Raw genomic sequence first — 13,861 nt, forward strand, 5'->3', positions numbered from 1 at the left:
GGTTTCGGCGCTCAGGGGCGGTTGAGGGACTGCTGCAGCCGCGCGAGGCGGTCGTCCCACGCGGCGCCGGTGCGGGTGATCCAGGCGACCGCGTCGGTCATCGGCGCGGGCGTGAGGTCGTAGCGGCGCTCGCGGCCCGCGGGGGTGGATGTCGCGAGGCCCGCCTCGCTGAGGATCGCGAGGTGCTTCGCGACGGCCTGGCGGCTGATCGGCAGGTCGGCGGCGATCGCGGAGGCCGACAGCGAGCCGTGCTGCGCGAGGGCCTGGACGACCTGCCGGCGGGTGGGGTCGCTGAGCGCGTGGAAGACCGCGCCCGCGCGGGCGTCGTCCATCAGGCCGCCACGAGCGCCGGGCCGTGGGCGCCCCCCGCGGCGACGAGCCGGGTGCTGACGGCGCGCACGAGCGCAGCGGAGACCTCGACGACGACGAGGCGGCAGGCGCCGGCGCCGTCGTCCTCCAGGGTGAGCTCGACGATCGTCTCCGGCTCGTCGCCGGTCCGCCAGCGCAGGGCGACGCGGCGCTCGGGGACGACCTCCTCGACGACGACGTCGCGCACGGCGCCGTCGTGATCGGTGACGGTGCCCTCGGCGCCGGGCTCGATGTCGACGTCGACGTCGCGGGCGAACCACTCCTCCAGCCGGGCGGGATCGGCGAGCGCGGGCCACGCGGTCTCGCGGTCGACGGCGAGGGGGACGTCACGGCGGACGATCTCTTCGTGCAACTCCATGGTTGCGGATGCTAGCGTGTGCTCCGATGCGCAACCCGATAGTTGCGTTTTGCGCCCGTATTCACGTCACCGGCCCGGAGGTCGAATCCCATGCCCCTCATCCCCATGGTCGTCGAGCAGTCCGCGCGCGGCGAGCGCTCGTTCGACATCTACTCGCGCCTGCTGAACGACCGCGTCGTCTTCCTCGGCAGCCCGATCGACGACGACGTCGCGAACCTCGTCGTCGCCCAGCTCCTGCACCTGGAGGCCGACGACCCCGCCAAGGAGATCTCGCTCTACATCAACACGCCCGGCGGCGGGGCCTACGCGGCGCTCGCCATGCTCGACGCGATGAACTACATCCGCTGCGACGTGAAGACGATCTGCTGCGGGATCGCGATGAGCGGCGGGTCGCTCATCCTCGCCGGCGGCACGCCGGGCAAGCGGCTCGTCCTGCCGAACAGCCGGATCCTCATCCACCAGCCGAGCGGCGGGTTCCAGGGGCAGTCGACCGACATCGGCATCCATGCGAAGGAGGCGCTCGCGCTCCGCGAGCGGCTCGAGGAGATCTACGCGCAGAGCACCGGGCAGTCCCAGGCGCGGATCCACGCCGACATGGAGCGCGACCGCTTCTTCACCGCCGAGGACGCGGTGGGCTACGGGCTGGCGGACAAGGTCATCAGCACGCGTGACCACGTCCTGACCCGCGCCGGCCTCGGCTGAGCGCGGCGCCGGGGCCCGGTTTGAGCGGGCGTTCAGCATGAGTAAGAACACTCTTAGGAAATGGACGCCACGCTCACCCTCTGGCTCGCGCTCGGCGCACTCGTCGCCGTCGCCTTCGTCGTCGACTTCAAGCTCTTCGAACCGGGGGATCACGAACGCCCCTCGATGCGCCGGGCGGTGTGGTGGAGCGCGGGCTGGCTCGTGCTCGCCCTCGGCTTCGGCGCCTACGTGTGGATCGACCACGGCTCCGGCCCCGGCGGCGAGTTCCTCACCGGCTACCTCCTCGAGCGCTCGCTCTCCCTCGACAACCTCTTCGTCTTCGCGCTCATCTTCGCCGGGATGGGCGTCGCGCCCGCCGACCGTCAGCGCCTGCTGACGCTCGGCATCGTCATCGCGCTCGTGCTGCGCGGCGTCTTCATCGTCGTCGGCGCCGAGCTCGTCGAGACGCTCCACGTCGTCCTCTACCTCTTCGGCGCGATCCTCCTCTACACCGGCGTGCGCATGGCGCTGCACCGGCACGACGAGGACGCGATCGACCCCGATCGCAACCCCGGGGTGCGGTTGCTCCGGCGCGTGGCCCCGGGGGCCTCGGCGGCGACGGCGGTCATCGTCGCGATCGCGGCCGCCGACGTCATCTTCGCCGTCGACTCGATCCCGGCGATCTTCGGCGTGACGACCGACACGTTCGTCGTCTTCAGCGCCAACGCCTTCGCCCTCCTCGGCATGCGGGCGCTCTACGCGCTGCTCGAGGGCGCGGCCGACCGCTTCGAGCACCTGAAGACCGGCCTCGCCTTCATCCTCGTGTTCATCGGGGCCAAGATGCTCGTCGAGGACCTCGTCCACATCCCGGTCGCGGTCTCGCTCCTCGTCATCGTGACGGCGCTCGCCGCGTCCGTCCTCGCGTCGCTGCGGGCGCCGGGTGACGGGCCGGGGCCGGGGCCGGGCGACGCGCATGGAGAGGGGACGGCGGGCACGCCCGTGCGCGCCGCCGTCCCCGAGCCCGAGCCCGTCAGCGCGGGCGGTGACCGGTGAACGTCATGACCTGCTGGATGCCGCTGGGGCGGTTCGTGTAGCGGATCGTCGTCGGGAGCAGCCCCGGCGCGAACGTGATGCGCTCGGCCGTCGCATCCGACGTCCACGCGGCGGGGTCGCCGGTGCCCTGGGCGGTGGCGACCTCGTCGGCCGCGGCGTGCACCGCCGCCCACAGCGCCGCGCGGCAGGCGGCGAGGACGCCCTTGCCGCAGAAGCGGGTCCGGTACCGCGTGCGCAGCGGGTCGCCGAGCAGCTGTCGCAGATCCTTGTCCACGAAGGCCAGGCGTCCGCCCGTGAAGCCGCTCCTCGTCGAGTTCGTGAGCCCCGCGATGTCCGACAGCGCGCCGAGCTGCGATCCGAGGACGGGCGAGAGGACGGCGTCCGCGACCCGCGGGTAGAGCGCGTCGAGCACGGCGGGCGCGCCGCCGGCGTCCATCTTCCCGTCGAGGTCGGTGTCCAGCCGGGAGGACCCGGCCGCCCGCCACGCCATGAGCAGCCCGAGGACCTGCTGGTCACGCGGGGACGGCGCCGGGCCGGACGCGAGCACCCGGTCGATGGCGTCGAGCGTCGTGCCGGCCGCCCGCAGGTCGGTGGTCGCCGCGGCGTTCATCGCCCCCGTCACCGACGCGAGGTCGTGCTTCGCCCGCCGGGCGATGCCCGCCTTCAGGAGCTGGACGCGATGGACCGAGCCGTAGCCCCACTCGCTGTCGGACGGGCCGAACCCCGGCGCCGGCTTGTTGTTCCAGTTCACGAGCGCGCCGTCGGCGGGGTCGAGGGCCTGGGCGTGCTTCGCGGCGGGGAGGAAGCCCTTCCAGTCGTACGGGCCGGTGCCGTTCGTCGGCAGGCGCGGGTCGACGCGCGGGTCGCGGATCGGCAGGCGGCCGGCGGAGTACGTGGCGATGTGGCGGTCGTCGGCGTAGGCGACGTTGAAGGTGAACGGGGAGGTCGCCGCGGCGGCGAAGAAGCTCTTCGGGTCCTTGACGCGGCCGGAGGAGAACCGGCTGAACATGAGCTCCCAGAGGACGTCGCGGCCGCGGCTCGCGCGGTCGAAGCTCAGCGCGACCTTGCGGCCGTGGCTCTTGGCGTACCCGAGCACCGGGCCGTGCACCGTGGTACGGAAGGCGACCTTGCCCTGTCCGACGATCGTGCCGGCGTCGACCCGGCCCATCGTCCGGCAGCGGCCCCGGTAGCGGTAGCGCGTCGAGGATCCGCCGCAGAGGGTCTCCGCGAAGACGTCGTTCGTGTCGGAGCCGGCGGAGGTGAGCGACCAGGCGAAGTCCGCGCCGCGCCCGATGAGGATGTTGCCCGGGCCCCCGGGGATCGCCGCGCCGCGGGCGTCGATGCCGGGGCCGTGGAGGTCCATCTCGAGCGTCAGCCCCGGGTAGTAGTAGCCGATCTGCGGGCCCGCCACGAAGAGCGGATGCCCGGTCAGCGAGCGCTTCGCGGAGACCATCAGGAAGTTCGACGAGTGGCGCTCGCTGCGCGCCGCGGCGACGCGCAGGCCGCGGGTCGTCGCCGCGCTGATCCGGGTGTCGTCGAGGGCGACGTTCCCGGTCGCCGCGCGGGTCGGCACCGCCTCGTACGGGAAGCGCCGCGCGATCGTGACGGGGGTGTCCCGGTCGTCGCGCTCGGAGAGGTCGTCGAAGACCTGCTTGCCCTTCCTCGCGCCGAGGCGCTTCTGCAGCCCCGAAAGCAGCATCGCGCGCCGCGCCTCGTCGCCGCCGCCCTGGCCGAAGATCTGGCCCGCGAGCGCGTTGACCGCGTAGACGTCCACGCGCGTGAAGGGCTTCTGCGTCGACTTCTCCGCCCTCAGGCGGGCGTTGATGCCCTGGATGTAGACGTCGATGTCGTGCAGGAGCGCGCGGCCCTCGGCGCCCGCGCCGCGGAGCGCGGCCGTCTGCTCGCGGTCGATGATCGCGTCGGCCTGCTTCGTCACGGTGACGGTCTTCAGGCCGGTGACGAGCTTGAAGGCGTTGATCCCCGGCGCGTCGAGCGCGGCGAACCGGGCGGGGTACCGGCCCTGGGCGAGCAGCAGGCCGCGGTCCTCCTCGAGGACCCAGCCCGCGCCCCACGTCACGTCGTCCTTCGTCGTGCCCGTGATGTGGGGGACGTCGAAGCGGTCGCGGACGATCGTCAGGCCGCGCCGCGGAACGGCCTCGGTCGTGCACGGGCACTGCCCGTCGGTGCCGAACAGCGCGGACTTGAAGTCCGTCTGCAGGGCGGCGTCGGTGACGTTCGCGCCGAGCGGGGTGAGGGCGTCGTACATCTTCGCCTGCTCGTCGGCGCCCGCCGGCACGGGGAAGGTGCCGTACTGGCCGGAGGGGATGATGTTGCGGGCGGTGCCGGCGTAGTCCGCGGGCGCGGCGGCGAGCGCGGGGGCCGCGCAGAGGCAGGTGGCGGTCAGGGTGGCGATGACCAGTCGCAGGGGGGACATCCGCCGACCGTACGCTGCTCCGCGGAAGCACGGATGGCGCAGGTTCGCGGGCGACGTTGTCCGATGTCGCCTTGGCAAGAACTTGACGCATGCGTCATTTTTCTCGTAGGCTCGCGGGGTGAGCACAGAGGTCCGTGACCCCGCCCCCGACGGCGTCCCCTCCGGCAAGCGCGAGCTGACGAAGGCGGCCAACCGGGCGGCGATCCTCGAGGCGGCGCTCGTCGTCTTCGGCGAGCTCGGCTACGGCGCGGCGACCGTCCGCGACATCGTACGACGGACGGACCTCGCGAGCGGCACCTTCTACAACTACTTCCCCGACAAGGAGTCGGTCCTCCGTGCCCTCGTCGAGGACGTCGCGGTCGAGGTCCGGGCCCTCGTGCGCGAGGCGCGCCGCGCGGCGACGGACCTCGAGAGCTTCATCGAATCCGGGTTCAGGGCCTATTTCGAGTTCCTCGAGGCGGACCCGCTCATGTTCGAGCTGCTCCGGCGCAACGCGGGCACGATCCGCGCGCTGTACGAGGAGCCGGCCGTCGGGGCCGGCGCCGTCGACCTCGAGGAGGACCTGCGGGCGGGCATCGCCGCGGGCGTCGTCCCCGACCACGACGTGGAGTACATGTCCCGCTCGATGGTCGGCGCCGGGTTCGAGATCGCGATCCTCATGCTCGAGCGCGACCCCGTCGACGTCGACGGCGCCGTCCGGTTCGTGTCAGATCTCTTCCTGGGCGGGATCGAGCGCCAGCGCTGAGCTGCCGACACAGGCAGGAAAGCCGCGTCACCGCGACTCGGTGCGCACTAGGGTGTTCCCGCGAACGCGGACGCCCGAATCCGCCGCCCCACCTCCAAACTCGTCTACCCAGGGGAACCCGCCTCCATGCGCCGTCTCGCTTTGTTGTGCCTCGTCGTCGTTTCCGGTCTGGCGTTCGCCGCCACCGCCCAGGGCAAGCTGACCTTCGGCATCTCCGACCAGCAGGCCGTGACCTTCACGAACCCGAAGTACAAGGCCCTGCACCTCAAGGTCGCCCGTTACATCGCGCCGTACGACGTCATGACGAACGCCGATCAGCTCGGCCGCATGGACGCCTGGCTCAAGGCGGCCAAGGCCGACCACCAGAAGATCCTCCTCTCCTTCGAGCACTCGCGGACCTCGGGCAAGGAGGCGAAGATGCCGTCGATCTCGGAGTACACGAAGCAGATGAAGGCCGTGAAGGCCGCCTACAACTCGTACGTCTCGGACATCTCGCCGTGGAACGAGGTCAACGTCTGCCAGAAGCACGGCCGCACCGAGGGCCAGCCGACGAAGATCTGCAAGAACCCGAAGGTCGCCGCCCAGATCTACAAGGCGGGCAAGAAGGTCTGGACCCACAAGAAGATCGTCGTCCTCGACTTCCTCGACGGCAAGAGCCCGACGAGCGCCATCGCCTACGTCAAGGGCTTCAAGAAGGCGGCCAAGCCGTCGTCGAGCGCCATCTGGGGCCTGCACAACTACTCCGACACGAACCGCTACAGCGACAAGGTCCAGCGGACGAAGAAGCTCCTCAAGACCATCGGCAAGGGCCAGATCTGGCTCACCGAGACGGGCGGCCAGGTGACCCTCGGCGGGCGCACCGTCGCGGCCGGCGCGCCGCTCGCGGCGAAGGCTCTCGGCTGCATGTTCTACATCGCGCGTGAGTACAAGCAGATCACCCGCGTGTACATCTACTCGTTCAACGGGACCCCCGAGAACGTGGGCCTGAACTTCGACTCCGGCCTCGTCGCGGCCGACGGCGTCACCGAGCGCCCGGGCTACGCGATCGTCAAGGCGCGCAAGTCGATCAAGTGCAAGAAGTGAGCTAGTGTTCTGATCGGTTAGTTTCGTTGCAGCGGATGGCGATGGATTCGAGGATCTCGTCGCTGCTCTTGGTCCAGGTGAACGGTTTGGGGTCCTCGTTCCAGGTCGCGACCCAGTTGGTGATGTCCATGTTCAGCTTGCGAACTGAGCGATGAGCTGAGCGCTGCAGCAGCTTGCGGGTCAGCTCGGCAAACCAGCGCTCGACGAGGTTGATCCAGCTGCTGCTGGTCGGGGTGAAGTGCAGCACGAACCGGGGGTGCGCTTTGAGCCAGCGCTGGATTGCCGGGGTCTTGTGCGTGCTGCTGTTGTCGAGGACCAGGTGCACGTCCAGGTCGGCCGGGACGGCCTTGTCGATGCGCTGAAGGAACTTCTTGAACTCGACGGCGCGGTGGCGCTGGTGCAGTGCGCTGATGACCTGCCCGCTTCTCACGTCCAGCGCGGCGTAGAGGCTTGAGGTCCCGAAGCGCTTGTAGTCGTGGGTCACGCGCTCAGGGGTCCCGGGGCGCATCGGCAGGATCGGGGCGGTGCGGTCCAGTGCCTGGATCTGGGACTTCTCATCAACGCACAGCACGACAGCTCTTTCGGGCGGGTTGAGGTAGAGGCCGACGACGTCGTGGACCTTGTCGACGAACAACGGATCCTTGGACAGCTTCCACTTCTCCTGGCGGTGCGGCTGCAACCCGTACGCGTGCCAGATCCGCAGGACCGCGTTCTGCGTCAGGCCGGCCTCCTTGGCCATCGACCGCGTCGACCAGTGCGTGGCGTCCTTGGGCGTGGACTCCAAAGTCTTGACCACCACCGCCTCCACATCCTCATCGGTGATCGTCCGCGGGCGCCCCGGACGCGGCTCATCCAGCAGCCCGTCCACGCGCCGCTCGACAAACCTGTTGCGCCACCGCGTGACCGTCGGCCGGCTCACACGCAACCGCTGCGCGATCTCCGTGTTCGTCCGCCCGGCCGCCGCCTCCAACACGATCTGTGAGCGCTGCGCCAACCCCCGGGCGCTCTTGCGGCGCCGCGCGAAGCCCTCCAGAACGGCGCGCTCCTGGTCGGTCAACACGATCTCACGGGCGGCAGCGATAGGCATGAAGTATCCATGCCCCCGCTGCAACAGAACTAATCAATCAGGACACTAGGCGGCGGTGTGCGCCGGCGGCCGGGGGGCCGCCGGGGCGCGCCGCCTAGACTGCAGGGCCGTGCCCACGTTCTGCCGCCACGGCCGCCTCGAGGAGAACTGCCCGATCTGCTCGCGCAAGCCGCGGGTGAAGCCGGGCACCGTGACGGGCCAGGCCGCGGCCCGGCTCGCGAAGAACCGGGCGGCGGGACCGCCGAAGAGGACGTCGTCCGGGTCCTCGCCGGGCTCGGGTCCGTCGAAGCGCCGCACGCCGCGCCACGGCGACCTCAAGGTCCGCCGGATGCAGCGCTCCGTCGAGGACGGCTACGAGCACGAGCTCGTCCCCGGCATCAAGGCGTCGGGCGACGCCCGGCGGCTGGCGGCGGAGCTCGCGTTCACGACGGCGCGGCTCGCCGAGCTGCGCGAGGACCCGCCCGGTCTGCTCGGCGAGGTCGCCGCGATGCAAGACGCCGAGGAGGCCCTCTGGACGCTGTTCCTCGTCGCGTACCTGTCGCCGGTCGAGGAGCCCGGGGACCCGTTCGCGGCGATCGCGGGCGCCCGCACGCCGTGGGCGGGCGGTGAGCTGCCGGTCCTCGACGGCGTGCCGACGGGTCCGCGGACCGCGTACGACGCGCGCCGCGCCGGTGACACGCTCGCGGCCTACCGGGCACGGGCCGAGCGCGCCGGCGGCCAGGTGGCGATGCTCTCCGCGGAGGCGGCGACGCCGTCCCGGCGGTTCGACCGGGCCTTCGAGCAGCTCGCGCTGCCGCGCTTCCCGCGGGTCGCACGGTACGAGTTCCTGCTTCTCGCCGGCGGTCTCGGGCTCCTCGACATCGAGCCCTCGTCGCTCCTGCTCGCCGCGGCCGAGCCGATGGACCCGGCGTTGCTGGCGGCGAAGCGGATCTTCGGCATCGGCGACGCGATCAACCTCCAGCGGCGGGCCGGGGCGCTCGTGACCGCGGCCGAGGTGGCGCCGGCGGCGCTCGACCTCGCGCTCGTGAACTGGGGCCGGCCCGAGGGCGAGCGCATCACCGCGGGCTCGGCCGCCGAGGAGGACGCGGACGTGCGCGGACGGGTCGAGCGGGTGCTCGGGGTGGCGGAGGAGGACGAGGCCGAAGCCGAGGCCGAGGCGGACGACGGCAGGTCCGCAGACGTGGACGACTGAGCCGGTGAGACACATTCCGGGCCCCCGCCCTGTAGAGCCCAGCAAGGGACGTCGAGACAGCGGAAGCGGGGAACGGGATGGAGCAGCGGGGTGCGACGGACGGCACGGCCAGGCGGACGGCGGCCGAGGCGGATGTGCTCGTCGTGACGGTCCTGCAGCGCCACGCCGACACGCTGCTGCGGCTCGCCCGGCGCGGGTCGCTCTGCGAGGACGACGCCGCCGACGCCTACCAGCGCGGCGTGGAGATCTTCCTCGTCAATGCGCGGCGCCTGGAGGCGTCGAGTGCCCACAGCTGGCTCTTCCGCGTCGTCGTCAACGAGGCGGCGGCGGTGCGCAAGCAGCGCCTGCGGCTCGTCGGGGCGCCCGCGGGGGGGCCGGTCGACGAGGAGGCTCGGCACCTGCCGTCCCCCGAGGAGCAGGTGCTCCGGCGGGAGGCGCTCGCCCACACCGGGGAGGCGCTCCACGCGCTGAAGGCCGACGAGCTCCACGCGCTCATGCTGCGCGCGGACGGCCACAGCTACGCGGAGATCGCGGCGGTCTCGGGCTGGACGTTCACGAAGGTCAACCGAGCGCTCACCGAGGGCCGGCGCCGGCTGCAGGCGCGGCTGGCGGCGATCGATGCGGGGGAGGAGTGCGGGCGCTGGCGCCCGCTGTTCGGGGCGCTGCTCGCGGGGTCGGCGTCCGCGCGTGACGTCACCGGTGCCCGGCGCCATCTCCGGGGCTGTCCGGCCTGCCGGGTGTCGGTCCGGCGGCTGCACGAGGACGGCGCGCCGGCCGGGGCGCCGGTCGTGGGTCCGGGGGCGTCAGACGCCGCGGCGGCGTGATCGGCGCCGTCCGCTCAGGCGGAGCCGTGGGGTGCGCCGAGGAGGGCCGTGAGCTCCTCCGGCTCGGTCACCGGTCGCTCGCAGGCGAAGCCGCGGCAGACGTATGCGGCCGCCCGGCCGCCGACGAGTCCGCGGCCTGCGAGCAGCGGCACCCCGTGGTCCTCGACGCCATCTCCCCCGGAGAGGACGATGTCGCCGCGCAGCCCGTGGCGAACCGCCGCGACGAGCGGGGCGCGGTCGGCCTCCGGGCCGACGATCGCGACCTCGAGAGTGGGGCGGGAGTGGAATTCCAGCGCCTGGAGCAGGTGGCCGAAGGCGCCCGGGTAGCGCGGCGCGATGTCCTGGAGCAGCGCGAGCTGGCCCTCGGCGGCGGCGACGAAGCGGTGGTCGCCGGTGAGGGCGCCGAGGCGCAGGAGGCCGAACGCGGCCGCCGAGCCACCCGCTGGGATCGGCTGGTCCTCGAGGTCCTTGCGACGGGCGAGGAGCTGCTCGTGGTCGTCGGCGGTGGAGAAGAAGCCCCCGTGCTCGGCGTCCTGGAAGCGGGCGAGGAGTGTCACGCCGAGGGCGATCGCCTCGTGGAGCCAGCGGGCCTCGAAGGTCGCCTCGTGGAGGGTGATGAAGGCCTCGAGCAGGAAGGCGTGGTCCTCGAGGTACGCGGCGAGCTTCGCCGTCCCCTGGTTGTAGGTCCGCAGGAGACGGCCCTCCGGGGTCCGCAGGGTGTCGAGGACGAACATCGCGGTGGCGCGGGCGGCCTCGCGGTAGTCGGGGCGGCCGAGGACCGCGCCGGCGTCGGCGAGCGCGCTGATCATCAGCGCGTTCCACGCGGTGAGGCGCTTGTCGTCGAGGCCGGGCCGGACGCGCTGCGCCCGGCGCTCGTGGAGCGCGGCGCGAATGCGCGCGCGGGTTTCGTCGTCGGGACGCGGGCCACGGTCCTCGAGCACGTTGAGGCCGGGATCGCCCGGCGCCGGTGGGTGGTGCGGGTCGGTGAAGTTGCCCCCGTCGGTCGCGCCGAGCCAGCGGATGCCCTCGTCGGCGTCCGGGCCCAGGACCTCGCGGAGCTCCGCGACCGTCCACACGTAGAACCGGCCCTCGACGCCCTCGCTGTCGGCGTCGAGCGCGCTGAAGAAGCCGCCGTCCGACGCGCGCATCTCGCGCAGCGCCCAGTCGAGCGTCTCCTCGCACACGCGGCGCAGGTCCGCGTCGCCGGTGGCCTGCCAGGCGTGGAGGTAGGCGCGGGCGAGGAGCGCGTTGTCGTAGAGCATCTTCTCGAAGTGCGGGACCGTCCACGTCGCGTCGACGCTGTAGCGGGCGAAGCCGCCGCCGACCTGGTCGTTGATCCCGCCCCCGGCCATGCACTTGAGCGTGTGCACCGCGGGCCCGGTCTCGCCGCGGCGCAGGAGGTACTCGATCGTCGGCGCGGCGGGGAACTTCGGCGCCGGGCCCCAGCCGCCGTTCACCGCGTCGTAGAGCGGTCGCAGGGCGGCCGTGGCATCGTCGAGCGCCGCGGGGTCGAAGGCGTGGCCGGAGGACCGGAGTCGCGCCCCGCCGGACAGGCGCTCGGCGAGGCGGTCGCCGCCCGCCCGGATCTCGTCGGCCTGCGTCGACCAGGCCTCGGCGACCGCCTCCAGCACCTGGACCCAGGACGGCATGCCCTGCCGCTCCTCGGGCGGGAAGTACGTCCCGCCGTGGAACGGGACCTGGCCCGGGGTGAGGAAGACGTTCAGCGGCCAGCCGCCGTGTCCGGTGGCGCCCTGGACGTACTCCATCGCGATGGCGTCGACGTCGGGGCGCTCCTCGCGGTCGACCTTCACGCAGACGAAGTGCGCGTTCATGACCGCCGCGGTCGCGGGGTCCTCGAAGGACTCGCGCTCCATGACGTGGCACCAGTGGCAGGCCGAGTAGCCGATCGAGACGAGCAGCGGCTTGTCCTCGGCGGCGGCGCGGCCGAGGGCCTCGGGCCCCCACGGGAGCCAGTCCACCGGGTTCCCGGCGTGCTGTTGCAGGTACGGCGAGGTCTCGTGCGCGAGCGCGTTGGCCATGGGGGCCAGCCTAGTCCGCGCTCACGCGCCGGCGCGGGCGAGGCGGCCGCGGGCGACCGCCTGCGCGAGGGTCGGCTCGTTCGCGTCACGCGCCGGGACGAGGCGGAGGGAGCGCGCGGCCCCGGCGAGGATGCGGCGGCCGCCGAGGCGACCGGTGGCGCGCCCGGCCTTCGTCAGCGTCAGCGTCCCGTGCGCCGCCGCGGAACCCGTGACCGAGACGCGGGCGGTGCCGCCGAGCCGGTAGGTGCCGCTGAGCTTCACGCCGGGGACGTATTCGTAGCGGCGCAGGGTGAGGACGCTGCCCTTCACGCGGACCGACCCGCTGCGCAGCCCGCCGACGGCGCTCGGGACGCGGCCGCTGCCGAGCGCGGCGCCGATGACCTGGCGCCGGGCGTCGGTGAGGGTCGCGACGACGGCGTTGAGGGTGCGGCCGATCTTCGGGGAGAAGCCGCGCGCGATCTTCACGGTGGCGAGCGACGCGGGCGGCCGTGGCGTGGGGCCGTAGGGGTTCGGCACGGCGGGGCACGCGGCGGCCGGGATGCCGGCGGCGAATGCGGCGACGGCGGCCGCGCCGCAGCCGGCGGGCTCGGTGCCGAGGACCGAGTGGCCGCTGTGCGGGACGGTGATGAGCTGAGCTCGCGGGAAGCGGGCCGCGACCGCCTGGGCGTCCTCGATCGGGGTCCGCAGGTCGCTCTGCCCGTCGAGCAGCAGAGTCGGGACGTCGGGCAGCGGGCCGGGCGCTGCGGGAGGCGGGCTCGCGACCGACCAGCCGAGGCACAGGGTCGGGATGCCGCCGAGGGCCACGCTGCGCGGGAAGACGCCGAAGAGCGCGGCCGGCGCCCCCTTGACGGCCGCCTCGGCCTCGCGGGCGCGCTGGTCGATCGAGGCGCCGCGGGTCCACGGCAGCGTCGTGTTCTCCTCGCAGACGGTGTCGAAGAAGAGGGCCTCGCTGTCCGCCTCGGCCTGCTGGAAGTGGGCGGCGTTCTCGAGGCCGGCGCTCCGGGCGCTCAGGCGCAGGAGGGGCCGCGTGTCGCCCGTGAGGGCGGCCCGGAGGGAGCCCGGGAGCTCCGCGCGGAGCGTCGGGTCGAGGTCACCGGCGATGAGGATGCCGAGCAGTCCCTCCGCCGAGAGCCGTGCGGTGTACCGGCGGCCACTGCCGCTGATGACGGGCCCGCGGTACGGGTGCACGGCGATCCTCGCGGCGACCTTCTTCACGTCGGCCACGACGTCACGGGTGATGCCGGTGCACGCCCCGGCGCCGCAGAGGTCCCGGCCGAGGACGCGGGGGACGGCGGCGAGCGTCGACCGGCGGAGGGCGTCGGGACCCCCCGGGGTGACGACCGAGTCGAGGATGAGCCCTTCGGTCGCGGCCGGGTGGGCCGCGGCGTACGCGAGCGCCACCTTCGTGCCGTAGGAGACGCCGTAGATGATGAGCTTGCTGTAGCCGCCCGCGATCCGGAGCGCCTCGATGTCCTCGACCGACTGCGCCGTCGTGAAGAACGCCCGCGCCGCGCCGAGCTGGGCCGAGCACTGGCGGGTGGCGGTGACGAGCGAGGGCTGGCTCACGCGGAAGGCCGCACACGTGAGCGGGTTGGACTGCCCGGTGCCCCGCTGGTCGAAGACGAGCAGGTCGCGCGAGCCGAGGAGCGGCGCGAGGACCTTCCGGAAGCCGGTCGCGATCGGCTGCGCGGCCTGGCCGGGGCCGCCGGCGAGGGCGACGACGGCGGTCGTGGCGGCCCCGGACGGAGCGGGGGCGCGGCGGGCGGAGAGCATGATCGTGCCGGGCGTCGTGCCGGCGCGGTCGAGGGGCACCGCGAGCGACGTGCACTGCAGGCCGGTCGGGTTGCAGGGCACCCAGGGCAGCGCGGCCCGGGCCGGGCCGGCCCCGGCTGCCGCGAGCGCGAGGGTGGCGCCGGCGAGCACGGCGGCGAGACGGTGGGGCAGGCGCATGTCGCTGACGGTACCCGCACACGGGCGGGGAACGGCGCAGCGGCGA

Annotated in this window: 12 protein-coding genes; 6 read left to right on the top strand and 6 right to left on the bottom strand. The window is 73.1% G+C overall.

Going from position 1 to position 13,861, the window contains the following annotated elements; translation table 11 throughout:
* Positions 1-11: 11 nt before the first annotated feature.
* On the bottom strand, positions 12-332 hold the full coding sequence (locus NBH00_RS10320) for an ArsR/SmtB family transcription factor (protein WP_254573253.1): 321 nt from the start codon (positions 330-332) through the stop codon (positions 12-14).
* Positions 332-727: an SRPBCC domain-containing protein gene (locus NBH00_RS10325; RefSeq protein WP_254573254.1), complete on the bottom strand. Its 396-nt coding sequence runs from the start codon at positions 725-727 to the stop codon at positions 332-334. Before NBH00_RS10325 ends, NBH00_RS10320 begins: the two co-directional genes overlap by 1 nt.
* A gap of 90 nt (positions 728-817) precedes the next feature.
* Between NBH00_RS10325 and NBH00_RS10330 the strand changes: the two genes are divergently transcribed.
* The gene (locus tag NBH00_RS10330; RefSeq protein WP_254573255.1) at positions 818-1,429 is read left to right on the top strand and encodes an ATP-dependent Clp protease proteolytic subunit; all 612 of its coding nucleotides are present in this window, start codon (positions 818-820) and stop codon (positions 1,427-1,429) included.
* Between the two features lie 60 nt (positions 1,430-1,489).
* A complete protein-coding gene (locus NBH00_RS10335) occupies positions 1,490-2,461 on the top strand; it encodes a TerC family protein (RefSeq protein ID WP_254573256.1) in 972 nt (323 codons plus the stop codon).
* On the opposite strand, the gene NBH00_RS10340 is transcribed toward NBH00_RS10335, so the two are convergent.
* Complete coding sequence (locus tag NBH00_RS10340; RefSeq protein WP_254573257.1) at positions 2,439-4,895, bottom strand: penicillin acylase family protein; 2,457 nt, start codon at positions 4,893-4,895, stop codon at positions 2,439-2,441. The two genes, NBH00_RS10335 and NBH00_RS10340, sit on opposite strands and share 23 nt — an antisense overlap.
* Positions 4,896-5,013: 118 nt before the next feature.
* Between NBH00_RS10340 and NBH00_RS10345 the strand changes: the two genes are divergently transcribed.
* On the top strand, positions 5,014-5,640 hold the full coding sequence (locus NBH00_RS10345) for a TetR/AcrR family transcriptional regulator (RefSeq protein ID WP_254573258.1): 627 nt from the start codon (positions 5,014-5,016) through the stop codon (positions 5,638-5,640).
* 126 nt (positions 5,641-5,766) lie between these two features.
* Complete coding sequence (locus tag NBH00_RS10350) at positions 5,767-6,723, top strand: hypothetical protein (RefSeq protein ID WP_254573259.1); 957 nt, start codon at positions 5,767-5,769, stop codon at positions 6,721-6,723.
* A gap of 1 nt (position 6,724) precedes the next feature.
* Here the strand turns inward: NBH00_RS10350 and NBH00_RS10355 are convergent, their stop codons facing one another.
* Complete coding sequence (locus tag NBH00_RS10355; protein WP_254569016.1) at positions 6,725-7,810, bottom strand: IS630 family transposase; 1,086 nt, start codon at positions 7,808-7,810, stop codon at positions 6,725-6,727.
* A gap of 109 nt (positions 7,811-7,919) precedes the next feature.
* Between NBH00_RS10355 and NBH00_RS10360 the strand changes: the two genes are divergently transcribed.
* Both NBH00_RS10360 and NBH00_RS10365 read left to right on the top strand, forming a co-directional pair.
* Positions 7,920-9,002, top strand: a complete 1,083-nt coding sequence (locus NBH00_RS10360) for an alpha-glutamyl/putrescinyl thymine pyrophosphorylase clade 3 protein (protein WP_254573260.1) — start codon at positions 7,920-7,922, stop codon at positions 9,000-9,002.
* A gap of 77 nt (positions 9,003-9,079) precedes the next feature.
* Complete coding sequence (locus NBH00_RS10365; RefSeq protein WP_254573261.1) at positions 9,080-9,826, top strand: RNA polymerase sigma factor; 747 nt, start codon at positions 9,080-9,082, stop codon at positions 9,824-9,826.
* A 14-nt stretch (positions 9,827-9,840) separates the two neighbouring features.
* Here the strand turns inward: NBH00_RS10365 and NBH00_RS10370 are convergent, their stop codons facing one another.
* Both NBH00_RS10370 and NBH00_RS10375 read right to left on the bottom strand, forming a co-directional pair.
* On the bottom strand, positions 9,841-11,865 hold the full coding sequence (locus tag NBH00_RS10370) for a thioredoxin domain-containing protein (RefSeq protein WP_254573262.1): 2,025 nt from the start codon (positions 11,863-11,865) through the stop codon (positions 9,841-9,843).
* A gap of 21 nt (positions 11,866-11,886) precedes the next feature.
* Positions 11,887-13,815: an alpha/beta fold hydrolase gene (locus NBH00_RS10375; RefSeq protein WP_254573263.1), complete on the bottom strand. Its 1,929-nt coding sequence runs from the start codon at positions 13,813-13,815 to the stop codon at positions 11,887-11,889.
* Positions 13,816-13,861 lie beyond the last annotated feature (46 nt).

Source organism: Paraconexibacter antarcticus (genome assembly GCF_024220175.1).
Taxonomy (GTDB): domain Bacteria; phylum Actinomycetota; class Thermoleophilia; order Solirubrobacterales; family Solirubrobacteraceae; genus Paraconexibacter; species Paraconexibacter antarcticus.

Coding starts and splice junctions, on each gene's coding strand:
- NBH00_RS10365 (WP_254573261.1), top strand. CDS start 9,080: ATGGAGCAGCGGGGTGCGACGGACGGCACGGCCAGGCGGACGGCGGCC.
- NBH00_RS10330 (WP_254573255.1), top strand. CDS start 818: ATGCCCCTCATCCCCATGGTCGTCGAGCAGTCCGCGCGCGGCGAGCGC.
- NBH00_RS10320 (WP_254573253.1), bottom strand. CDS start 332: ATGGACGACGCCCGCGCGGGCGCGGTCTTCCACGCGCTCAGCGACCCC.
- NBH00_RS10370 (WP_254573262.1), bottom strand. CDS start 11,865: ATGGCCAACGCGCTCGCGCACGAGACCTCGCCGTACCTGCAACAGCAC.
- NBH00_RS10375 (WP_254573263.1), bottom strand. CDS start 13,815: ATGCGCCTGCCCCACCGTCTCGCCGCCGTGCTCGCCGGCGCCACCCTC.
- NBH00_RS10340 (WP_254573257.1), bottom strand. CDS start 4,895: ATGTCCCCCCTGCGACTGGTCATCGCCACCCTGACCGCCACCTGCCTC.
- NBH00_RS10355 (WP_254569016.1), bottom strand. CDS start 7,810: ATGCCTATCGCTGCCGCCCGTGAGATCGTGTTGACCGACCAGGAGCGC.
- NBH00_RS10325 (WP_254573254.1), bottom strand. CDS start 727: ATGGAGTTGCACGAAGAGATCGTCCGCCGTGACGTCCCCCTCGCCGTC.
- NBH00_RS10350 (WP_254573259.1), top strand. CDS start 5,767: ATGCGCCGTCTCGCTTTGTTGTGCCTCGTCGTCGTTTCCGGTCTGGCG.
- NBH00_RS10335 (WP_254573256.1), top strand. CDS start 1,490: ATGGACGCCACGCTCACCCTCTGGCTCGCGCTCGGCGCACTCGTCGCC.